Annotated in this window: 20 protein-coding genes and 1 tRNA gene; 12 read left to right on the forward strand and 9 right to left on the reverse strand. The window is 70.6% G+C overall.

The window, feature by feature from the left end; translation table 11 throughout:
• Positions 1-61 precede the first annotated feature (61 nt).
• Together AB0L59_RS03455 and AB0L59_RS03460 are read left to right on the forward strand one after the other, a co-directional pair.
• Positions 62-1,681: an MFS transporter gene (locus tag AB0L59_RS03455; RefSeq protein ID WP_365578700.1), complete on the forward strand. Its 1,620-nt coding sequence runs from the start codon at positions 62-64 to the stop codon at positions 1,679-1,681.
• 241 nt (positions 1,682-1,922) lie between these two features.
• On the forward strand, positions 1,923-2,228 hold the full coding sequence (locus tag AB0L59_RS03460; protein WP_365579497.1) for a small hydrophobic protein: 306 nt from the start codon (positions 1,923-1,925) through the stop codon (positions 2,226-2,228).
• A gap of 154 nt (positions 2,229-2,382) precedes the next feature.
• On the opposite strand, the gene AB0L59_RS03465 is transcribed toward AB0L59_RS03460, so the two are convergent.
• Together AB0L59_RS03465 and aceE are read right to left on the reverse strand one after the other, a co-directional pair.
• Positions 2,383-3,126 (reverse strand): potassium channel family protein, encoded by a 744-nt coding sequence (locus AB0L59_RS03465; protein WP_365578702.1) that lies wholly within the window; start codon positions 3,124-3,126, stop codon positions 2,383-2,385.
• Between the two features lie 73 nt (positions 3,127-3,199).
• Entirely contained in the window at positions 3,200-5,947 is a 2,748-nt protein-coding gene (aceE, locus tag AB0L59_RS03470; protein WP_365578704.1) for a pyruvate dehydrogenase (acetyl-transferring), homodimeric type, read from the reverse strand.
• A 417-nt stretch (positions 5,948-6,364) separates the two neighbouring features.
• On the opposite strand from aceE, the gene AB0L59_RS03475 reads away from it, so the two are divergent.
• The 6 genes from AB0L59_RS03475 (at position 6,365) to AB0L59_RS03500 (ending at position 10,960) form a co-directional block, all read left to right on the forward strand.
• Entirely contained in the window at positions 6,365-6,805 is a 441-nt protein-coding gene (locus AB0L59_RS03475; protein WP_365578706.1) for a DUF3052 domain-containing protein, read from the forward strand.
• Positions 6,806-6,941: 136 nt separating this feature from the next.
• Positions 6,942-7,400: a peroxiredoxin gene (locus AB0L59_RS03480; RefSeq protein WP_365578708.1), complete on the forward strand. Its 459-nt coding sequence runs from the start codon at positions 6,942-6,944 to the stop codon at positions 7,398-7,400.
• Positions 7,401-7,538: 138 nt separating this feature from the next.
• Positions 7,539-8,114, forward strand: a complete 576-nt coding sequence (locus tag AB0L59_RS03485; RefSeq protein ID WP_228620121.1) for a calcium homeostasis/redox stress adaptation protein — start codon at positions 7,539-7,541, stop codon at positions 8,112-8,114.
• A 101-nt stretch (positions 8,115-8,215) separates the two neighbouring features.
• Complete coding sequence (locus AB0L59_RS03490) at positions 8,216-8,794, forward strand: TerD family protein (protein WP_365578711.1); 579 nt, start codon at positions 8,216-8,218, stop codon at positions 8,792-8,794.
• A 154-nt stretch (positions 8,795-8,948) separates the two neighbouring features.
• A complete protein-coding gene (locus AB0L59_RS03495) occupies positions 8,949-10,088 on the forward strand; it encodes a DUF475 domain-containing protein (protein ID WP_365578713.1) in 1,140 nt (379 codons plus the stop codon).
• Positions 10,089-10,222: 134 nt separating this feature from the next.
• Positions 10,223-10,960, forward strand: a complete 738-nt coding sequence (locus AB0L59_RS03500) for a Tellurium resistance (protein ID WP_365578715.1) — start codon at positions 10,223-10,225, stop codon at positions 10,958-10,960.
• 13 nt (positions 10,961-10,973) lie between these two features.
• Here the strand turns inward: AB0L59_RS03500 and AB0L59_RS03505 are convergent, their stop codons facing one another.
• Entirely contained in the window at positions 10,974-11,723 is a 750-nt protein-coding gene (locus AB0L59_RS03505; RefSeq protein WP_365578717.1) for a TerD family protein, read from the reverse strand.
• Positions 11,724-11,908: 185 nt separating this feature from the next.
• On the opposite strand from AB0L59_RS03505, the gene AB0L59_RS03510 reads away from it, so the two are divergent.
• Genes AB0L59_RS03510 through AB0L59_RS03520 form a run of 3 tightly spaced genes read left to right on the forward strand, consistent with a single transcriptional unit; the run spans position 11,909 to position 16,392 of the window.
• On the forward strand, positions 11,909-13,075 hold the full coding sequence (locus AB0L59_RS03510) for an HpcH/HpaI aldolase/citrate lyase family protein (protein WP_365578719.1): 1,167 nt from the start codon (positions 11,909-11,911) through the stop codon (positions 13,073-13,075).
• Positions 13,076-13,102: 27 nt separating this feature from the next.
• On the forward strand, positions 13,103-15,580 hold the full coding sequence (locus AB0L59_RS03515; protein WP_365578721.1) for a phosphoribosyltransferase: 2,478 nt from the start codon (positions 13,103-13,105) through the stop codon (positions 15,578-15,580).
• Complete coding sequence (locus AB0L59_RS03520; RefSeq protein ID WP_365578723.1) at positions 15,580-16,392, forward strand: HAD family hydrolase; 813 nt, start codon at positions 15,580-15,582, stop codon at positions 16,390-16,392. Before AB0L59_RS03515 ends, AB0L59_RS03520 begins: the two co-directional genes overlap by 1 nt.
• Before the next feature lie 35 nt (positions 16,393-16,427).
• Here the strand turns inward: AB0L59_RS03520 and AB0L59_RS03525 are convergent, their stop codons facing one another.
• The 4 genes from AB0L59_RS03525 to AB0L59_RS03540 form a co-directional block, all read right to left on the reverse strand.
• Complete coding sequence (locus AB0L59_RS03525; protein WP_365578724.1) at positions 16,428-16,640, reverse strand: zinc ribbon domain-containing protein; 213 nt, start codon at positions 16,638-16,640, stop codon at positions 16,428-16,430.
• Positions 16,641-16,649: 9 nt separating this feature from the next.
• A complete protein-coding gene (locus tag AB0L59_RS03530; RefSeq protein ID WP_365578726.1) occupies positions 16,650-17,234 on the reverse strand; it encodes a DUF4383 domain-containing protein in 585 nt (194 codons plus the stop codon).
• Positions 17,235-17,338: 104 nt separating this feature from the next.
• Positions 17,339-18,730 (reverse strand): hypothetical protein, encoded by a 1,392-nt coding sequence (locus AB0L59_RS03535; protein WP_365578728.1) that lies wholly within the window; start codon positions 18,728-18,730, stop codon positions 17,339-17,341.
• Positions 18,731-18,824: 94 nt separating this feature from the next.
• Positions 18,825-19,595, reverse strand: a complete 771-nt coding sequence (locus tag AB0L59_RS03540) for a DUF4097 family beta strand repeat-containing protein (protein WP_365578730.1) — start codon at positions 19,593-19,595, stop codon at positions 18,825-18,827.
• Between the two features lie 266 nt (positions 19,596-19,861).
• Between AB0L59_RS03540 and AB0L59_RS03545 the strand changes: the two genes are divergently transcribed.
• A tRNA-Val gene (locus AB0L59_RS03545) sits at positions 19,862-19,936 on the forward strand.
• 33 nt (positions 19,937-19,969) lie between these two features.
• Here the strand turns inward: AB0L59_RS03545 and AB0L59_RS03550 are convergent.
• The gene (locus AB0L59_RS03550) at positions 19,970-20,311 is read right to left on the reverse strand and encodes a hypothetical protein (protein WP_365578731.1); all 342 of its coding nucleotides are present in this window, start codon (positions 20,309-20,311) and stop codon (positions 19,970-19,972) included.
• A gap of 98 nt (positions 20,312-20,409) precedes the next feature.
• Positions 20,410-21,309, reverse strand: coding sequence for a 2-dehydropantoate 2-reductase (locus tag AB0L59_RS03555; protein ID WP_365578733.1), 900 nt, complete (start codon positions 21,307-21,309; stop codon positions 20,410-20,412).
• Positions 21,310-21,384 lie beyond the last annotated feature (75 nt).

Raw genomic sequence — 21,384 nt, forward strand, 5'->3', positions numbered from 1 at the left:
TCAGTTACTAACGCATGAAATTGTTTGTCAAATGTCAGAGGCTGTCACTAGCCTCGAACGTATGACTAGTCAGACCATCATCGACGCGACGGGGCCGGGGGACGCGGGCCCCGGAGCCCCGCCCGCGTCGTCCTCGGCCGCGGGGCTGCGCGGCCATCCGTGGCTCACCCTGATCACCGTCGCCGTGGGCGTCATGATGGTGGCCCTCGACGGCACCATCGTGGCCATCGCCAACCCCGCGATCCAGAAGGACCTCGGGGCCACCTTCGCCCAGGTGCAGTGGATCACCAACGGCTACTTCCTCGCCCTCGCGGTCTCCCTGATCACAGCCGGCAAGCTCGGTGACCGCTTCGGCCACCGGCAGACCTTCCTCATCGGCGTCACCGGCTTCGCCGCCGCCTCGGGCGCCATCGGCCTCTCCAACAGCATCGCCGCGGTCGTCACCTTCCGCGTGTTCCAGGGCCTGTTCGGCGCGCTGCTGATGCCTGCCGCGCTCGGCCTGCTGCGGGCCACCTTCCCGGCCGAGAAGCTCAACATGGCCATCGGCATCTGGGGCATGGTCATCGGCGCGTCCACCGCGGGAGGGCCGATCCTCGGCGGCGTCCTCGTCGAGCACGTCGACTGGCAGTCGGTGTTCTTCATCAACGTGCCGGTCGGCGCCCTGGCGCTGATCCTGGGCCTGCTGATCCTGCTCGACCACCGCGCCGAGAACGCCCCGCGCTCCTTCGACGTCCTCGGCATCGCCCTGCTCTCCGGCGCGATGTTCTGCCTGGTGTGGGCGCTCATCAAGGCGCCGACGTGGGGCTGGGGCGACGGCAGGACATGGATCTTCATCGCCGCGTCGGTGGCGCTCTTCGCCGGGTTCTCCTTCTGGGAGACGAGAGTCGGGGAGCCGCTGATCCCGCTGGGCCTGTTCCGCTCGGTGCCGCTGTCGGCGGGCGTCGTGCTGATGGTCCTGATGGCCATCGCCTTCATGGGCGGCCTGTTCTTCGTGACGTTCTACCTCCAGAACGTCCACGGCATGACCCCGATCAACGCCGGCCTGCACCTGCTGCCGCTCACCGGCATGATGATCGTCGGCTCGCCGCTGGCCGGCGCCGCGATCACCAAGCTCGGCCCGCGCATCCCGCTCGCGGGCGGCATGGCCGTGACAGCCGTCGCCATGTACGGCATGTCGACGCTCGAGGCCGACACCGGCAGCGGAGTGATGTCCCTCTGGTTCGCGCTGCTCGGCCTCGGCCTCGCGCCGGTCATGGTCGGCGCCACCGAGGTCATCGTCGGCAACGCCCCCATGGAGCTGTCCGGTGTCGCCGGCGGTCTCCAGCAGGCCGCCATGCAGATCGGCGGCAGCCTCGGTACGGCGGTGCTGGGCGCCGTGATGGCGTCCAAGGTCGACAGCGACCTGCCGGGCAACTGGACCGGGGCCGGACTTCCGCGGCTGACCCCGGGGCAGCTGGACCAGGCCTCCGAGGCGGTGCAGGTCGGCGTGGCCCCGGTGCCGAAGGGCGTCCCGGAGCAGGTCGCCGCGAAGATCACCGAGGTGGCGCACCACACCTTCATCTCCGGCATGAGCCTCGCCTCCCTGGTCGCGGCGGGCGTGGCAGCGGTCGCCGTCCTCGTCGCGCTGCTCACCAAGCGGGGCGCGAACGCGGAGGCCGGCGCGGGTGTGGGCCACATCTGAGGGCTCGCCACCCGGCGGATTCGCCGGCGGAGTTCGCCTATCAGGGTGACTCCGCTAAAGATCCCTCGCACTGGGCGCGTGCCGCAGGTCACAGTGGGTCAAGTCCTCCGCAGGACATGGGAGGACGGCCTGGCCGCGGCGCGCGCTGCCGGAGGGGGGCGGCGCGCGCAGGTCTGGCGGTCCGGAACCGGGGTACCCGCACACTGAAGCCGAACTGACCACGACCCTCAGGGAGTTGATGATGGCAGGCTTCGGGCACGGAACGCGCGGGTACCCCCGGTCACGCGGCCGGACGTGGCAACGGACCGGGCCGGACCGCGCGACGCTCGGCATCATCGGCACGATCTGTGCCGTGGCCGGCTTCTTCGCGCTGGGCATCGTCCTGGGCCCGGTGGCGATGTTCTGCGGCTGGCAGTCCATGGGCCGCAGGTGGTCCAACGACCGCAGCGTCCCGGCGCTGGTGGCGTTGATCCTGGGCGCGATAGACACGCTGCTCGCCGTCATCGCCCTGGCGGGCGCGGCGACGTGGGGTCACGGGCTGCTCTAGCCGGCGGTTCCCTTTTCGCCGACGGTTCCTCGGGATGGGGCATGGGGCTACCTGCGGGCGCGCGGGGGCCGGTCGCGCAGGTCCCCGCGCCCCTCAGGGGGACCCCCGGCGCCGGTGGGCGAGCCCCGCGCCGGCCCCGGCCCATCCGCGCCGGTCAGCTCCGCTGCTCCTGACGCTCGTCGGCCAAACGAGCCACCTCGTCCCGCAGCAACCGCACCTCCTCGGCCAGATCGGCGATCGCCTGCGTCTGCCGCCGCTCCTCCACGTCGTCCTTCTCGAAACGGGCGATGAACCACGCCGCGATGTTCGCGGTCACCACACCGAGCAGTGCGATCCCGGACAGCATCAGCCCCACGGCGATCAACCGCCCCAGCCCGGTCGTCGGCGCGTGGTCCCCGTACCCCACGGTCGTCATCGTCGTGAACGACCACCACACGGCGTCACCCAGCGTGCGGATGTTCCCGTTCGGCGAGTTCCGCTCCACGGACAGCACCGCCAGCGACCCGAACATCAGCAGCCCGACCACCGCCCCGCCGACATACGTCGTGAGCCGGATCTGCGAGGCCATCCGCGCCCGCCGACCGACCAGCAGCAGCGTCGACACCATGCGCAGCAACCGCAGCGGCTGCAGCAGCGGCAGCACCACCGCGCAGAGGTCCATCCAGTGCGTCCGGACGAACTCCCGGCGCCGCGGGGCGAACGCCAGCCGCATCAGGTAGTCCACCGCGAACGCCCCCCACACCACCCACTCCGTGGCGGTGCAGACGACCGTCAGGGACCGGCTCGCGGGGTTGTCCACGATCGGCACGGCATAGGCGGCGGCGAACGCCACCGCGAGCGCCAGCAGAGGCCGCTGGGTATGCCGTTCCCAACGCGCCTGCGCCGACAGATCGTTCATGTCCGCATCGTAAAGAAAAAGCAACGAGGGCGGCGCCCCGGGCGCCGCCCTCGTTCAGCAGGCCGAGCCGGGCTTACGCGTCGCCACCTGCGACGCCCGGGTCGGCCGCCGACACCTCCAGGAGCTGGTACCGGTCGATGGCCTGCTTCAGCGCGGAGCGGTCGATCCTCCCGTCCCGGGCCAGCTCGGTCAGCACCGCGACGACGATCGACTGCGCGTCGATGTGGAAGAACCGGCGCGCCGCGCCCCGGGTGTCGGCGAAGCCGAAGCCGTCCGCGCCGAGCGACTGGTACGTGCCCGGCACCCACCGCGCGATCTGGTCCGGGACCGATCGCATCCAGTCGGACACGGCCACGAACGGACCTTCGGCGCCGCTGAGCTTCCGGGTCACGTACGGCACCCGCTGCTCCTCCTCCGGATGCAGCAGGTTGTGCTGCTCGCAGGCCACCGCCTCGCGGCGCAGTTCGTTCCAGGAGGTGGCCGACCAGACGTCGGCGCGTACGTTCCACTCCTCGGCGAGGATCCTCTGCGCCTCGAGCGCCCACGGAACCGCCACGCCCGACGCCATGATCTGCGCCGGGATCGAGCCCGTGGTGCCCGCGCTCACCCGGTGGACGCCCTTGAGGATGCCCTCGACGTCCACGTTCGCCGGCTCGGCGGGGTGCTGGATGGGCTCGTTGTACACGGTCAGGTAGTAGAAGACGTCCTCGCCGTGCGGGTGCTCGGCGTCGGCGCCGTACATGCGGCGCAGGCCGTCCTGGACGATGTGCGCGATCTCGTAGGCGTACGCCGGGTCGTAGGCCACGCAGGCCGGGTTCGTCGAGGCGAGCAGCTGCGAGTGGCCGTCCGCGTGCTGCAGGCCCTCACCGGTCAGTGTCGTACGGCCGGCGGTCGCACCCAGTACGAAACCGCGCGCCAGCTGGTCGGCCATCTGCCAGAACTGGTCACCCGTGCGCTGGAAACCGAACATCGAGTAGAAGACGTACACCGGGATCAGCGGCTCGCCGTGCGTCGCGTAGGCCGAGCCCGCCGCGATCAGCGAAGCCGTGCAGCCCGCCTCCGAGATGCCGTCGTGCAGCATCTGGCCGGTCGGCGACTCCTTGTAGGCGAGCAGCAGCTCACGGTCCACCGACTCGTACTGCTGGCCGAGCGGGTTGTAGATCTTCGCGCTCGGGAAGAAGGAGTCCATGCCGAACGTGCGGTACTCGTCCGGCGCGATCAGCACGAACCGCTTGCCGATCTCCTTGTCCCGCATGAGGTCCTTCAGGAGGCGCACGAAGGCCATCGTCGTCGCGATGGACTGCTGACCCGTGCCCTTCTTCACCGTCGCGTACGCCTTGTCGTCCGGCAGGGGCAGCGGCTCGGAGCGCACGACGCGCGTGGGCACGTAGCCGCCGCACTGCATGCGCATGTCGTGCATGTACTGGATCTCGTCGGTGTTCCGGCCCGGGTGGTAGTACGGCGGCAGGCCGGACTCCAGCTCCCTGTCGGAGATCGGCAGGTGCAGCCGGTCCCGGAAGCGCTTGAGGTCGTCGACCGTCAGCTTCTTCATCTGGTGCGTGGCGTTGCGGCCCTCGAAGTTCGGGCCCAGCGTCCAGCCCTTGATCGTCTTCGCGAGGATGACCGTCGGCTGGCCCTTGTGCTCCTTGGCCGCCTTGAACGCCGCGTAGATCTTGCGGTGGTCGTGACCGCCGCGGCCCAGGTGCAGGATCTGGTCGTCGGTCATGTTCTCGACCATCGCGCGCAGCCGGTGGTCGTCGCCGAAGAAGTGTTCACGGATGTAGGCGCCCGACTCCGTGGCGTACGTCTGGAACTGGCCGTCCGGGGTCGTGTTCATCTTGTTGACGAGGATGCCGTCCCGGTCCTGCGCGAGCAGCGGGTCCCAGGTGCGGTCCCAGATCAGCTTGATCACGTTCCAGCCGGCGCCCCGGAAGATCGACTCCAGCTCCTGGATGATCTTGCCGTTGCCGCGCACCGGGCCGTCGAGTCGCTGCAGGTTGCAGTTGACCACGAAGGTCAGGTTGTCCAGGCCCTCACGGGCCGCGATGGACAGCTGGCCGAGCGACTCCGGCTCGTCCATCTCCCCGTCCCCGAGGAAGGCCCACACGTGCGACCTGGAGGTGTCCGCGATGCCGCGCGCCTCCATGTAGCGGTTCATCCGCGCCTGGTAGATCGCGCCGAGGGGGCCGAGGCCCATGGAGACCGTCGGGAACTCCCAGAAGTCCGGCATCGAGCGCGGGTGCGGGTAGCTGGACAGGCCGTCGGGGTATTTCGACTTCTCCTGGCGGAAGCCGTCCAGCTGGTTCTCGGTGAGCCGGTCGAGCAGGTACGCGCGCGCGTAGATGCCCGGGGAGGCGTGGCCCTGGAAGAAGACCTGGTCGCCGCCGTCGCCGTGGTCCTTGCCGCGGAAGAAGTGGTTGAAGCCGACGTCGTACAGCGAGGCGGAGGAGGCGAAGGTGGCGATGTGGCCGCCGACGCCGATGCCGGGGCGCTGGGCCCGCGAGACCATCACGGCCGCGTTCCAGCGGGTCGCGTTGAGGATCTTGCGCTCGATCTCCTCGTTGCCCGGGAAGAACGGCTCGCTCTTGGTCGGGATCGTGTTGACGTAGTCCGTGCTGCGCATCTCGGGCACGGCCACGCGCCGCTCGCGGGCCCGCTCGATCAGCCGGAGCATGAGGTAGCGGGCCCTCTCCCGGCCGCGCTCGTCCACGGCGGCGTCGAGGGAGTCGAGCCACTCCTGGGTCTCTTCGGGATCGAAGTCAGGAACCTGACTCGGAAGGCCGCCAATGATGATCGGATTGCGATCGGATCCGGAAGCCACGCTGTTCCTTACCTGTCAGAGGGCCGATTTTTTGCTCGTGCCTACACCGTTCCCCATCGTGTACCTCGGGAAGGCGTACGTCATCTCCTCGGTGTCCACATCGGTACGTGCAGCGGTCAAAACGCAACGATACGCCCGGGGTGTGACAGGCTTGGCAAAGGTGTTCGAGGGGCGTATCACTGGATGATCCTGAGATGATTTCGAATGGGGTAAACCGGGCACATCGGTGTGATGTGGCGCACCCGGAATCGGGATACGGTGCCAGGAGTTGCGGCGACACGGCCGGGATCGTCACCGTTTCGGCGGTCCAAACGGCCGGGTACTTGCGCGATCCGTCCCGCCCGTGTGGACTACGGCCAATGCTTCGCGCACGCGCGTGGCTGAGATATTCACCAAGACATGATCAGGAGGCAACCCGTGAGCGCGACCGCGGACCACGCGGAGGAGCGGACGAACCCTGCCGCCAGGCTGGGGTTCCAGCCCGGGCAGGTGGTCCAGGAGATCGGCTACGACGACGACGTCGATCAGGAGCTCCGCGAGGCCATTGAGGAAGCCGTCGAAGGCGACCTGATGGACGAGGACTACGACGACGTGGCCGACGCCGTTGTGCTGTGGTTCCGTGATGACGACGGCGACCTGACGGATGCGCTGGTCGATGCCACCACGTACATCGAAGAGGGCGGCGCGATCCTGCTCCTCACGCCGAAGACCGGCCGTTCGGGGTACGTGGAGCCGAGTGACATCTCGGAAGCCGCTACGACCGCCGGCCTGACGGCGTCCAAGAGCGTCAGTGTCGGCAAGGACTGGAGCGGCTCGCGTCTGGCGACGCCCAAGGCGGCCAAGTCCGGCAAGAAGTAGACGCCTCGTCCACGAGCACCGGACGGGCTGGTCTTCGGCCCAGCCCGTCCGGAAGGCCCCGGTGCCCGCTGCGTAGGGTGGAGTCGAGCGTGTGGTTCGCGCTCACCCGAACAGCCCACCGAAGGGATGCACGACGATGGCGATCCAGGTCGGCGACAAGGCGCCCGACTTCGAGCTCAAGGACAACCACGGCCGCACCGTGAAGCTCTCGGACTTCCGCGGTGAGAAGAACGTGGTCCTGCTCTTCTACCCCTTCGCCTTCACCGGTGTCTGCACCGGCGAGCTGTGCGAGGTGCGGGACAACCTGCCGAGGTTCGCGGACCGTGAGACGCAGGTGCTCGCCGTCTCCAACGACTCCATCCACACCCTGCGCGTCTTCGCCGAGCAGGAGGGCCTGGAGTACCCCCTGCTCAGCGACTTCTGGCCGCACGGCAACGTCTCGCGCGCGTACGGCGTCTTCGACGAGGACAAGGGATGCGCCGTACGGGGCACCTTCATCATCGACAAGGAGGGCGTCGTGCGGTGGACCGTGGTCAACGGCCTGCCGGACGCGCGCGACCTGAGCGACTACGTGAAGGCCCTCGACACCCTGTAGGCCGACCGTGGCCGACACCTGTGATTCTTCAGGTCCAGGGTCTGCGGGGGGCGGGAACCCGTCACTAGGATCGGCTCGTTGATCCCGTATCCGAAGCACGACGGGGCTCCCCGCCCCTGGACACCACATGGAGGACCCGTGGGAGTCAGCCTCAGCAAGGGCGGCAACGTATCGCTGACGAAGGAGGCCCCGGGCCTGACCGCCGTCATCGTCGGTCTGGGGTGGGACGTGCGGACCACGACCGGCTCCGACTTCGACCTCGACGCGAGCGCGCTGCTGCTGAACAACACCGGCAAGGTCGCGAGCGACCAGCACTTCGTCTTCTTCAACAACCTCAAGAGCCCCGACGGCTCGGTCGAGCACACCGGTGACAACATCACCGGTGAGGGCGAGGGCGACGACGAACAGATCAAGATCAACCTGGCCGGCGTCCCGGCCGACATCGAGAAGATCGTCTTCCCGGTGTCGATCTACGACGCCGAGAACCGCCAGCAGTCCTTCGGTCAGGTCCGCAACGCGTTCATCCGCGTCGTGAACCAGGCGGGCGAGCAGGAGATCGCCCGCTACGACCTCAGCGAGGACGCCTCCACCGAGACCGCCATGGTCTTCGGTGAGCTGTACCGGCACGGAGCGGAGTGGAAGTTCCGCGCCATCGGTCAGGGCTACGCCTCCGGTCTGCGCGGCATCGCACAGGACTTCGGCGTCAACGTCTGACGTACGACAGCCTGCGCAACCCGTCCGGCGCCGCACCGTTTACGGTCGGCGCCGGACGCGCAGGACAACCAGGGAAGCACCACTAGGGGAGGACCAGCATCATGGGCGTCACGCTCGCCAAGGGAGGCAATGTCTCCCTCTCCAAAGCCGCACCGAACCTCACCAACGTCATGGTCGGGCTCGGCTGGGACGCGCGGTCGACCACCGGCGCCCCCTTCGACCTGGACGCCAGCGCGCTGCTCTGCGGCGCCGGCAACCGTGTCCTGGGCGACGAGTGGTTCGTCTTCTACAACCAGCTCAAGAGCCCCGACGGCTCGGTCGAGCACACCGGCGACAACCTCACCGGTGAGGGTGAGGGCGACGACGAGTCGATCCTGGTCGACCTCGCGAAGGTTCCCGCGCACTGCGAGAAGATCGTCTTCCCGGTCTCCATCCACATGGCGGACGAGCGCGCCCAGACCTTCGGCCAGGTCTCCAACGCCTTCATCCGGGTCGTCAACCAGGCCGACGGCCAGGAACTGGCCCGCTACGACCTGAGCGAGGACGCCTCCACCGAGACCGCCATGATCTTCGGCGAGCTCTATCGCTACCAGGGCGAATGGAAGTTCCGCGCCGTCGGCCAGGGGTACGCGTCGGGCCTGCGCGGCATCGCCCTCGACTTCGGGGTGAACGTCTCGTAGCCCAGCACGCCTCCAGGGGCCTGGGCTGTGTCTGTTCGGTGAGGGTTGCCCTGGCCGGTACCGCCGGTAGGGTGCACCTCTAGACTCGGGGTCAACGTTTAGCAAAGCCGAGTACGGCGCGGGGGAGCCCCGTACTGACACGATTGGGTAGCCAGTGCTTCTGAAAACCTTCGGCTGGTCGTTCGCGATCACCGCCCTCGGCCTGGTCGCCGCGGTCTTCTACGGGGGGTGGGAGGCCTTCGGCGTGGTGGCGATCCTCGCCGTCCTCGAGATCTCGCTGTCGTTCGACAACGCGGTGGTCAACGCCGGCATCCTGAAGAAGATGAACGCCTTCTGGCAGAAGATCTTCCTCACGGTCGGCGTCCTCATCGCGGTCTTCGGCATGCGGCTGGTCTTCCCGGTCGTCATCGTGGCCATCACCGCCAAGCTCAACCCCTACGACGCGGTCCACCTGGCCCTCACCGACAAGGACCGCTACCAGCAGCTGGTCACCGACGCCCACCCGGCGATCGCCGCCTTCGGCGGGATGTTCCTGCTGATGATCTTCCTGGACTTCATCTTCGAGGACCGGGACATCCAGTGGCTGCGCTGGATCGAGCGCCCCCTGGCCAAGCTCGGCAAGGTCGACATGCTGGCCGTCTGCATCTCGCTGATCGTCCTGCTGATCACCTCCTTCACCTTCGCCACCCACGCCCACCAGCACGGCGGCGCCCACGCCGACAAGGCCCAGACGGTCCTGATCGCCGGTATCGCCGGCCTGATCACCTACATGATCGTCGGCGGCCTGTCCGGCTACTTCGAGGACCGGCTGGAGGAAGAGGAGGAGCGCGAGCACGAGGAGGAGGAAGAGGCCGCCCGCACCGGAAAGAAGAAGTCGGCGGTGCTGCTGGCCGGGCAGGCCGCGTTCTTCATGTTCCTCTACCTCGAGGTCCTGGACGCGTCCTTCTCCTTCGACGGTGTGATCGGCGCCTTCGCCATCACCAACGACATCGTGATGATGGCCCTCGGCCTCGGCATCGGCGCCATGTACGTCCGGTCCCTCACGGTCTACCTGGTCCGCCAGGGCACCCTCGACGACTACGTCTACCTGGAGCACGGCGCCCACTACGCCATCGGCGCGCTGGCCGTGATCCTCATGGTCACCATCCAGTACGAGATCAACGAGGTCATCACCGGTCTCGTCGGCGTCGTCCTGATCGCGTTGTCCTTCTGGTCCTCCGTCCGCCGTAACCGCGCGCTGGGTGCCACCGGCGAGGGCACCGACGAGAAGGCCGAGGTCTCCTCAGGGGTGTGATCGTCGCTCCCGTACGGGACAGATCCGGGCCGTGACGGGGTGTGCCACCCCGTCCGGCGAGGAACGCTCTGAATCGGGGCGGCCGACACGGTCGGCCGCCCCCGACGCGTTCAGATGACGACCAGGGGGCGGGAATGGGTTTCTTCGACGGGCTGCGAGGCGCCGGCGCCGCCGAGTTCGACTCGGGCAGCGCCGCGACCAACTCCATCGAACTCACCAGGCGGCACCAGACGGTGTCCCTCACCAAACAGGGCGCGTCCACCGGCCACCTGCGCATCAACCTCACCTGGCGGATGCGCACCTCCGACTTCGACGGCAACCAGCGCACCAGCCTCTTCCGGCACCCCTTCAAGGCCCTCAAGCCGCCGGAGGTCCTCGGCCACGGACAGAGCATGGTCAACGTCGACCTCGACCTGGGGTGCCTGTACGAGCTGGCCGACGGCACCAAGGGGGTCGTCCAGCCCCTCGGCGGCTATCTCGGCGACGTCAACGCACCGCCGTACATCAAGCTCAGCGGCGACGACCGGTTCGGCTCGGCGTCCGGCGAGACGATGTACGTCAACCTCGACCACCTCGACGCCTTCAAACGCCTGCTGGTCTTCGTCTACATCTACGACCAGACCCCGGCCTTCGACCGCACCCACGCCATCGTCACGCTCTACCCCAGCAACGGCCCCCGCATCGAGATAGGCCTCGACGAGCGCCATCCCCAGGCCCGCTCCTGCGCGGTGGTGATGATCGAGAACGTCAAGGGCGAGCTCGTCGTCCGCCGCGAGGTCAAGTTCGTGTACGGGTTCCAGGGCGAGCTGGACCGGCTGTACGGGTGGGGACTGCAGTGGGGCAGGGGCTACAAGACCAAGGTGGAGCGGTGACCCGCCTGCCGGGCTACCGCCCGATGAACTGCGGCCCCTGCGGAGGCAGCCGGAAGTTCGGATCCACCGGTCCCACGGTCACCGGCACCGGCTGCGGGTAGCCGTACACCGGTGGGGCCGAGGTCGGCTGCGGATAGCCGTAGGCGGGCGGCTGCTGCGGCACGGCGGACGTCGGCTGCGCGGGCGGCAACGGCTGCGAGGAGCTCGGCTCCTCCGCCTCCGACTCGTCCACCGAGATGCCGAAGTCCGTCGCCAGCCCCCTCAGCCCGTTGGAGTACCCCTCGCCCAGCGCGCGGAACTTCCAACCCTCCCCGCGCCGGTACAGCTCACCGCAGATCAGCGCGGTCTCCGCACCGGTCTCCGGTCTGATCTCGAACCGGGCCAGCGGCTCGGTGCCGGCGGCCGAGGCGTCGTACAGCAGGATGCACAGCGCCGGCACCCGGTCGAAGGTGATCCCGTCCGCGGACGCGACCAGCAGGATCCGGCCGACGTCCGGCTCGACGCCGGTCAGCTCCGACTGGATCGTGTCGGTCAGCCCCTCGGCGACCCGCTTCTTGCCCAGCCGCCACACCTTTCCGGAGGGGTGCCGGGGCTGGTTGTAGAAGACGAAGTCCTCGTCGGAGCGCACACGGCCGTCGGGCCCCAAAAGCAGCGCCGAGGCGTCCACGTCCGGGACATCCTGCCCGGGCGTCCAGCGCAGCACGGCGCGCACCGTGGTGGCTTCCAGCGGGACGTTCGACCCCTTCAGCATCGTGTGCGTCATGCGGTCATCCTGCCTTCTCGGTCCTGGCCACGACAATGCGGGGGGCGGTCTCCGGACTGCCGCCGACACGGGCGGGTTACCGGAAATTCATGCCCGCAGGGAACCCTCGACACGGATCCCTACGTACTATTACCGGCCACCCTTTACCCAACACTGAGACGCGGGCCGCGCCCTGAAGGAGTCCGATGCGTCATTTCGGGCACATCGCCCCCGAGGTGCGGCAGCGCCTCTTCCACCGGGAGCCGTGCGCGTTCACCGCCGACTCTCCGGCCCGGCTGCTTGCCGCCGCTCTCGGCGCCACCCTGTACAGCCCGGCCACGCGGCCGCGGCTCGCCGACGACATCGTCAAACAGGCCGGGAACGGCGTGGTCTCGATGGTGCTGTGCCTGGAGGACTCGATCGACGACGCGGACGTCCTGGCGGGCGAGGAGAACCTCGTCCGGCAGTTCGCCGACCTGGCGGCCCGGCCCGGAGCCGAGCTGCCGCTGCTCTTCATCCGGGTCCGCACCCCCGGGCAGATCCCCGACCTCGTGCGACGCCTCGGCCCGACCGTGCGGCTGCTGTCCGGATTCGTGCTGCCGAAGTTCACCGAGGAGCGCGGCATCCCCTTCCTGGAGGCCCTGACGGCCGCCGAGGCCGCGAGCGGGCGCCGGCTGTTCGCCATGCCCGTCCTGGAGTCCCCCGAGCTGCTCTACCGCGAGTCCCGCGTGGACACCCTGGAAGGCATCGCCCGCGCCGTCGACAAATTCCGCGACCGGGTCCTGGCGCTCCGCCTCGGCGTGACCGACTTCTGCTCCAGCTACGGCCTGCGCCGCGCCCCCGACATGACCGCCTACGACGTGCAGATCGTCGCCTCCGTCATCGCCGACGTCGTGAACATGCTGGGCAGGGCGGACGGCACGGGCTTCACCGTGACCGGTCCGGTGTGGGAGTACTTCCGCGTCTCCGAGCGCATGTTCAAGCCGCAGCTCAGGCAGAGCCCCTTCCTGGAGGTGCAGGCCGTCGAGCTGCGCGAGAAGCTGATCGAGCACGCCATGGACGGTCTGCTGCGGGAGATCTCCCTCGACCAGGCCAACGGCCTGCTCGGCAAGACCTGCATCCACCCCTCCCATGTGCTGCCCGTCCACACGCTGTCCGTGGTCAGTCACGAGGAGTACAGCGACGCCCAGGACATCCTGCGGCCGGAACGCGGCGGCGGGGGTGTACTCCGGTCGGCCTATACGAACAAGATGAACGAGGTGAAGCCGCACCGCGCCTGGGCCGAGCGGACCCTGCTGCGCGCCGAGGCCTTCGGCGTGGCCCACGAGGACGTCGGCTTCGTGGAGCTGCTCGCCGCCGGTATACCCGGCTGAACCTTTCTCCACCTCTCCAAGGAACGCATGAAGAACGCAGTGAACGACGGGGTCTGGTCCGGCAGCTGGGTCGCCGAGCGGCTCGGGGTCGAACTCGTGGGGGACGACGGCCTGCCGGCCCTGCTGGGGCTCGCCCTGCGGCGCAACCCCAAGCGGGCCCATCTGCTGGTGTCCAACGTCCTCGGCAAGCATGTGCCGCAGTCGCCGACGGTGGTGTACGAGTACGGCCACCGCCTGGGCCGACGGGTCGGTGCGTTGCTCGGCGAAGAGGAGGCCGCCGGCGCCGTGGTCCTGGGCTATGCGGAGACCGCGACGGGGCTGGGGCACGCGGTGGCCGACGGGCTCGGTACGGCGCCGTATCTGCACTCCACGCGGCGGCAGGTCGCCGGGGTCGCCCGGGCGGGCGGCTTCGAGGAGTCGCACTCCCATGCCACCTCGCATCTCTTGCTGCCGGAGGATGCCGGGCTGCTGGCGGGGGACGGTCCGCTGGTCTTGGTCGACGATGAGTTCTCCACCGGCAACACCGTGCTGAACACCATCCGTGACCTGCACGAACGTTATCCGCGGCGGCGGTATGTCGTGGTTGCGCTGGTGGATATGCGTTCCGCTGGGGACGCGGCTCGGATGGCACGGTTCGCCGACGAGATCGGGGCGCGGGTGGATCTCGTCGCTGCCGCGTCCGGGGGCGTGCGGCTGCCGTCGGACGTGCTGGAGAAGGGGCAGCGGCTGGTGGCGCGGCATGACGTCGCCGTGGGCGGGTCCGCCGTGGCCGGTCGCGCGGTTCCCCGCGCGCCCCATGGGGCGCACCAGCCGAGCCAGGTCGTCCGGGTGGACCTCCGCTGGCCTCACGGCCTGCCCGACGGCGGCCGGCACGGCTTCACCCCCGCCCACCGCGCCCGACTCGAGGCCGTGCTGCCCGCCATGGCCGCCCGGATGGCCGGCGCCCTGCCCCCCGGCGCCGGGCGCGTCCTGGTCCTCGGCTTCGAGGAGCTGATGTACGCCCCCCTGCGCCTCGCCCGTGAGCTGGAACACCTGATCCCGGCCGAGGTGCGCTTCTCCACCACCACCCGTTCGCCCGTGCTGGCCGTGGACGACCCCGGCTATGCGATCCGCACCCGGCTGGTCTTCCCCGCCCATGACACACCGGCCGACGGTCCCGGCGAGCGTTACGCCTACAACGTCGCGGGCGGCGGCTTCGACGCCGTCGTCGCCGTGGTCGACTCCGTCGCCGACACCCCCGCGCTGCACGCGCCCGACGGCCTGCTGGCCCGCCTCGCCGCGCACACCCCGCACGTCCTGCTCGCGGTCGTCCCGTCGTACGCACCGCACGCTTCCGAAAGGCCGGCCATGCTGCCCGAGCCCCTCCGCGGCCCCGCATTCTCCTCCTACGCGCCCGACGAGGTCGGCTGGCTGCTCCAGGACCTCTCCGACGTCACGCTGGAGGCGCCGACCGAGGAGCGGGAGGAGGCCATCCAGAGCGGCGGCGCCCACTACGCCGAGTCGCTGCCGGTGGAGTACCAGCCCAGCGAGCAGTACCAGGAGCTGTTCCACACGGCCCTCGACGCCTCGGCCGCCCGGCTCGCCCAGGCGGTCGGCGTGGTGACCGAGGCCGTCATCGCCGAGCGGTCACCGCGCCCGGTGCTGGTCTCGCTCGCCCGCGCGGGCACGCCGGTCGGCGTCCTCATGCGTCGCTGGGCGCGGTACCGGCACGGCCTCGACCTCCCGCACTACGCCGTGTCGATCGTGCGCGGCCGGGGCATCGACGCCAACGCGCTGCGCTGGCTCGCCGCCCACCACGACCCCCGGGACGTCGTCTTCGTCGACGGCTGGACCGGCAAGGGTGCCATCACCCGCGAACTCGCCCAAGCCGTGGAGGAGTTCGAGGAGAAGGAGGGCGTCACCGGCTTCGACCCGGAGATCGCCGTACTCGCCGACCCGGGCTCGTGTGTGCGCACCTACGGCACCCGCGAGGACTTCCTCATACCCTCCGCCTGCCTCAACTCGACGGTCTCCGGCCTGATCTCGCGAACGGTACTGCGCGCCGACCTGGTCGGCCCCGACGACTTCCACGGCGCGAAGTTCTACCGGGAACTCGCCGGCGCCGACGTCTCCGTGGCCTTCCTCGACGCCGTCTCCGCCCGCTTCCCCGAGGTCGCCGACACCGTCGGCACGGCGATCAAGGAGCTGATGGCCGAGGACCGCACCCCGACCTGGGCCGGCTGGCGGGCCGTGGAGCGGATCAGCGAGGAGTACGGCATCCACGACGTGAACCTCGTCAAGCCCGGTGTCGGCGAGACCACCCGGGTGCTGCTGCGCCGGGTGCCCTGGAAGATCCTGGCCCGCGCCGGGGCCGGCGCCGACCTCGACCACGTCCGCCTGCTCGCCGAACAGCGGGGTGTCCCGGTCGAGGAGGTCGGCGAACTGCCGTACACGTGCGTCGGGTTGATCCACCCCAAGTACACGCGCGGGGCCACCGGTGCCGACGGCAAGGCGGTGAACGCCTGATGCCGGCGCTGGTGGCGAGCGACCTCGACCGTACGCTGATCTACTCCTCGGCGGCCCTCGCGCTGACCATGCCGGACGCGCGGGCGCCCCGGCTGCTGTGCGTGGAGGTGCACGAGGCCAAGCCGCTCTCCTACATGACGGAGACCGCGGCCCAGCTGCTGACCGATCTCGGCGACACGGCCGTCTTCGTGCCGACGACGACCCGCACCCGCAAGCAGTACCAGCGGATCAACCTGCCCGGCCCGCCCCCGAAGTACGCGATCTGCGCCAACGGCGGCCATCTGCTGGTCGACGGGGTCACCGACCCCGACTGGCACGCGGGCGTGCAGGCGCGGCTCGCCGACGAGTGCGCGCCGCTGGCGGAGGTCGGCGAGCATCTGCTGCGCGCGGCCGACCCGGTCTGGGTGCGCAAGCACCGGGTCGCCGAGGACCTGTTCGCCTACCTCGTGGTCGAGCGCGAGCTGCTGCCCGAGGACTGGGTGAAGGAGCTGGCGGTGTGGGCGGAGATCCGGGGCTGGACCGTCTCGCTCCAGGGCCGCAAGATCTACGCCGTCCCGCAGCCGCTCACCAAGAGCGCGGCCGTCCGTGAGGTCGCCCGCCGCACGGGCGCGGAGCTGACTCTGGCGGCGGGTGACTCCCTCCTGGACGCCGACCTGCTCCTCGCGGCCGACCGGGGCTGGCGCCCGGGGCACGGAGAGCTGGCCGACACGGGCTGGACCGCGCCGGAGATCAGCGCGCTGCCGGAGCGGGGGGTGCTGGCGGGGGAGCGGATCGTACGGGAGTTCCTACGGGCGGCACGGCAAGCGCCCTGAGGGGCGTGGGGGCCGCGTTCGACATGCGGCTCCGTCTAACCGCAGCAGCCTCCACCGCAGCAGCCTCCGCCCCCACTCGGCGCGGGGGCGGAGGCGACGGCCTTGCCGCCCACCGCCACCGTCGACAACAGCTTCACCGTGTCGTCGTGCCCCGTGGGGCACGTGGCGGGGGCGGCGGACTCGGCCATGGGCCGGCTCAGTTCGAACGTGTCGCCGCAGGTGCGGCACCGGTACTCGTAGCGAGGCATGCGCACAGGTTAGTGCTCTTCCCCCTTGCCGGGCAGCGGCATGGTCGCCGGCGGGGTGCCGGTCTCGTGCTCACGTCCCGGCGGCTCGGTGGCCGGGTCGGGATGGCGGGCCCGCCAGTAGGGGTTGTCGTGCGGCAGGGTCGTGCCGACCCGGCCGTACATGCCGAAGGTCATCAGCAGCAGGCCCACGATGAAGCTGAAGAACACGTTCTGGATCTTGAACGCCAGGAAGTTGTAGTTGCTGTCCAGCAGGCCGAGCGTCAGGAAGCCGGCCAGCAGGAACAGCACCCCGAACACCATGTTCAGCGTGGACGCCACGTTCCCGCCGATCACCATGCCGGCGAGCAGGATCGCCCCGACGACGATGGACAGCACGCTCAGCGTGCCGTTGGTGTTCAGCCCGGCGACCGTGTTGCCGCCGGTGTCGAAGAACCCGATGTGGTTGATCAGACCCAGGATGCCGAAGGTGACGAGGAACGCGCCGATCAGCGCCGCGCCGATCCGGTAGACCAGGTTCAGCCGGTGGTCGACGGGCAGGTGCTTGTCGAACTCGATCCGCCGCCGCGGCCTCGTGTGCACTGCGTGTGTGGCCATGTCCGCCTCCCTCGTGCGCTAGCGGAGGCCATCCGTCCATCCAATATCCGCCGAGCCCACGGCGCCGTGCAACCGGCGGCACCGCGGCGCGCCCCCAGGGGTGCTCAGTGCCCCCCGCGCTCCTCACGAATCTGCGCCACCACCCGGGCGACCGTCTGCCGCACCGCGTCCGTCTCGGTCAGGAAGTGCCAGTAGTCAGGATGCCGCCCGGCCCCCAGCGTGCCGATCGCCCGCTCCAGCCGCCCCACCGCGTCGTCCAGCGGCCCGGCATGCCGGGGATCGGGGGTCGTACGGCCGGTCATGGCCAGCCGCTGGGCGTCCCGGATCGCGAACCGGGTCCGCTCGATCTCCGCCTGTGGATCCTTCTGCACCTGGTTCAGCCGCCGCAGCCGCTCACCCGCGGCCGAGACGGCCTCGTCGGTGGTGTTCAGCAGCGCCCGGACCGTCGACAGCAGCGAGGTGGCGTCCGGCCAGCGCTGGGCGTCCCGCGCGGTCTGGGCCTCGCGGAGCTTCTGCTCGGCCTGCCGTACGTTCTCCCCGGCCTGCGCGGGCACCTGCTGCAGGTCCTGCCAGCAGGCGGCAGCGAACCGGCGGCGCAGCTCGCTCAGCACCGGGTCCACCTGCCCGGCCCGGGTGGTCAGCGCCTGGGCCCGGGTACGCAGGCTGACCAGCCGGTGATCGATCTCGGCGGCCTTCTCCGGCAGACGCTCGGCCTCGGCGCGGATCGCCCCGGCCTCCCGCTGGACCCGCTCGGCCCGCTCCAGCGTCTGTGCCGCGCCGTGCTGCCCGGCGCCCTGGTTCAGCTTGGTCAGCTCCGGGGACAGCGCGGCGAGCCGGCCGGCCAGGTCATCGGCGCGCAATCCCTGGTCCCGCACGGCGTCGAGGGCGTTGCTCGCGCCCAGCAGGGCCTGCCGGGCCCGCTCCACGGCGGGCGCGAGCCGGGCCAGCTGGGTCTCGGCCTTGCCGAGCAGCGGCCCGAGCGAGCTGCTGAAACGGTCCAGCTCCTGCTTGACCCGGACCAGTTCGTCCTTGGCGGACGTCAGTTCCGAGCGAGCCCGGGTGGCTGCCGCGGCCTCCAGGTCGTCCCGGTCCAGGTCATGGGCGTCGACGGCCTGGATGTACCGCTGGCTGACCTCGTCGATGCGCTGTCCGAGGGCCGTGAAGTCGGTGGCGGCACGCCTGGCGGCGGGGGAGTCGTCCACGGCCGCGATGGTCTCGACGGAGATCCTGAGGTCCCGCTGGGCGGTGTCCAGTTCGTAGAAGGCGGCCGCCGCGGCGTCCTTCGCGGCCTGCGCCTCGGCCCGCTGGCTCTCCGCCCGGCCGCCGAACCAGCGCCGGGTGCCGCCGCCGGCGAACGCGGCGGGCAGGGCCAGCGCCGCCAGCACCGGCAGGCTCATCAGGGTGAGGGTGTCCCGCAGTGCCGTGGCCCCGTACCGGGCCCGGACGGTCGACGGCGGGTACGACCGCGTCGCTGGCGTGCCCGGTGTCGCCGTCACATCCCTCTCCCGTGCTGTGCTCCGCCGTGGGTGGTGTCATTCTCCCACCCGTTGTAGACGAACACACGGGCCGGTCAGTTCGCGGTGCGCACCGTCACTTTCCCGTTCGGACGCTCACGTTCCCGTCGGGGGAGTGGGCCGCGATCCGGTGCGGGCTGCTGTCGTCGCGGGGCACGGACACCGACACCGCGCCGTCGTCGGAGCCGGCCGACACCCGGTAGGCGCTCCTGGGCAGGTCGACCGTGACCGCGCCGTCGTCGCTGGAGACGTCCACCAGGTCGGGCACGCCGGACAGCGTCACGTGCACCGTGCCGTCGCTGGAGTCCGCCTTCACCCGGCGCGAGGAGACATCCGCGCGTACGGACCCGTCGTCCGACTGCAGGTCGAGCGGTCCGCTGGAGTCGGTGACGCGTACGGCGCCGTCGCTGGTGTCGATGCTGAGCGGGTCCCGGAACCCGCGCGCCCGCACGCTGCCGTCCCCGTTGCCGACGCGCACGCCGATCCCGCGCGGCACCTCGATCCGGTGCCGGGCCGCGCAGTCGGCGACGAATCCCGAGCAGTGCACCCGCAGCACCAGCCGGTCGTCCTTGAAGGACCAGCGCACCGTCGGATCATGGCCGATGACGACCGCCCCCTGGAACCAGCGGGTCACCTCGACCGTGCCGGCCCTGACGGAGTCGGTGGCGACGATCTCCAGCTGGGAGTTGTCGGAGTCGACGGTGAGGGTGCGGCCGTGCAGGGGGAAGGACCGGTGGTCGGGGTGCGTGTCGTCGTCGGCGGAGGCGCCGCAGGCGCTGAGCCCCGTGACGAGGACGCCGGTGACGACGGCCATGGCGGCGGCGCGGACGGGAACGGAACGGGCCATGCGAATCTCCCCCTGTACCGGCCCGCCGGGTCACGGCGGGCCGGAGCAACTCGGTCTGCGCCGACCCTAGGTGATCATCGTCCACGCCCCGATCCGGCAGCCTCCCGGAACCGTGGTGGGGTCAACCCCCGCCGGCGCCCGGCCGCCTGCCCCCGGGCCCGGCCCGCGCCGCCGGTACGGCCCGTGACTTGGCGTTACGGGTTTGCCGTGCACCGGTCCCGGCAAGGTAGGCTGTCGACTCGTCCTGGGCGCGCAGCCCGGGTGCCGGGTGCGTAGCTCAGGGGTAGAGCGCCTGCCTTACAAGCAGGATGTCGGCGGTTCGAAACCGTCCGCGCCCACCAGGAGAGCCCCCGGCCGTGCGGCCGGGGGCTTCGTCATGCCTCCTCGCTGTCCTGTTCGTGGGCGTGCTTCAGCCTGGTGCGGGCGTCCACGCGGTCCGCCGCCGCGACCTCGGCCCAGAAGCGGTGCGTGCTGACGAACACCGCCAGCTCGTGCTCGCGGCGGCGCAGCTTCTCCACCTCGGCCTGTTCGTCCGCAGTCCAGCCCGGGGAGGCGGGCCGCTCCACCTTGCGCCAGCCGGTGTCGTCGCTGAATCCGTCGATCGGCTCGACCGACCAGGGCAGCCGCTTGAGCAGAGCCGACAGCTCGGCCCGGACCTGATGCAGCTCCTCCTGACCGGCGAGGAGGTCACTGGGGAATTCATAGGTCGTAGCCACGTGGCAATGCTACGCCTGTTCGATTTTGGGTGGCGAGTTCGGTCGTGAGGTTCACGCGAACGGGTTGGCCTGCCGTCACGGCGGTGACCCGGTACCGCTCAGTGGCCGGCGGTGCGCAGTTCGGCCACCAGGCGGGCCGTCACCGGTACCGGAACGCCGTGCCGGTCGGCCGCGCGCAGCAGCGCCCCGCCGATGGCGTCGAGTTCGAGCGGACGGCCCGCCTCGGCGTCGCGCTGCATGGAGGACTTGGCGCCGGGCGGGAAGGCGTCGTACCGGGCCAGGGCCCGCGCCGGATCGGTGGGGGCGCCGCACGCGCGGCCGACCGCGGCGGTCTCGGCGACCAGGGCCTCCAGTTCCTCGCGGTGGCGGGTGCGGGCCTCGCCGAGGGGGAGGCCGTACCGGGTGGTGAGCAGGGCGAACGGGGCGAGGAACGCCATCTTGGCCCACAGGGCCGCCGTCTCGTCCTCGACCACGCGGGCGACCGTACCGGCGGAGGCGAGGGCGGCCGCCAGGGCGTCGAGGCGGGCGCGGGGTACGCCGTCCCCGGCCAGGTCGATCTCCGTGAACGGGCTGCCGTGCTCGATCACGCCCGGCGCGACCCGCGTCGACTCCACGCGGATCACCGCCGGCGCGACCCGGTCGGGGCGGTAGCGGGCGCGCAGCCGCGCGGGGTGTTCGACGCCGTTCAGGAGCGGTACGACCAGGGCGTCCCCCAGGGTCTCGGGCGGCACCCGGGTGAGGGCGGCGCCGAGCGCGGTGTGCTTGACGGCGATCAGGCAGGCGTCCACCGGCTCGCGCAGCTCGGTGTCCGCCTCCACGGGGGCGGTGAACTCGCCGAACTGCCCGCTGCGGACCGTGATTCCGGTGCGGCGCAGGGTCTCGGCCGTTTCCTCCCGGGCCAGGCAGACGACGCGGTGGCCGGAGCGGGAGAGCAGCGCGGCGAGCAGGCCGCCGGTGCCGCCGGGGCCGAGGACGGCCACGGTGTGTCGGGTGGTCATGAGACTGTTCCTCTCGACGGTCGGCCCCGGGAGTCGGTGGCCGCCTTCGGCGCGATCCTGCCACCGGGGCGCGGT

The sequence above is a fragment of the Streptomyces sp. NPDC052109 genome, from assembly GCF_040680195.1.
In the GTDB taxonomy this organism is placed as follows: Bacteria; Actinomycetota; Actinomycetes; order Streptomycetales; family Streptomycetaceae; genus Streptomyces.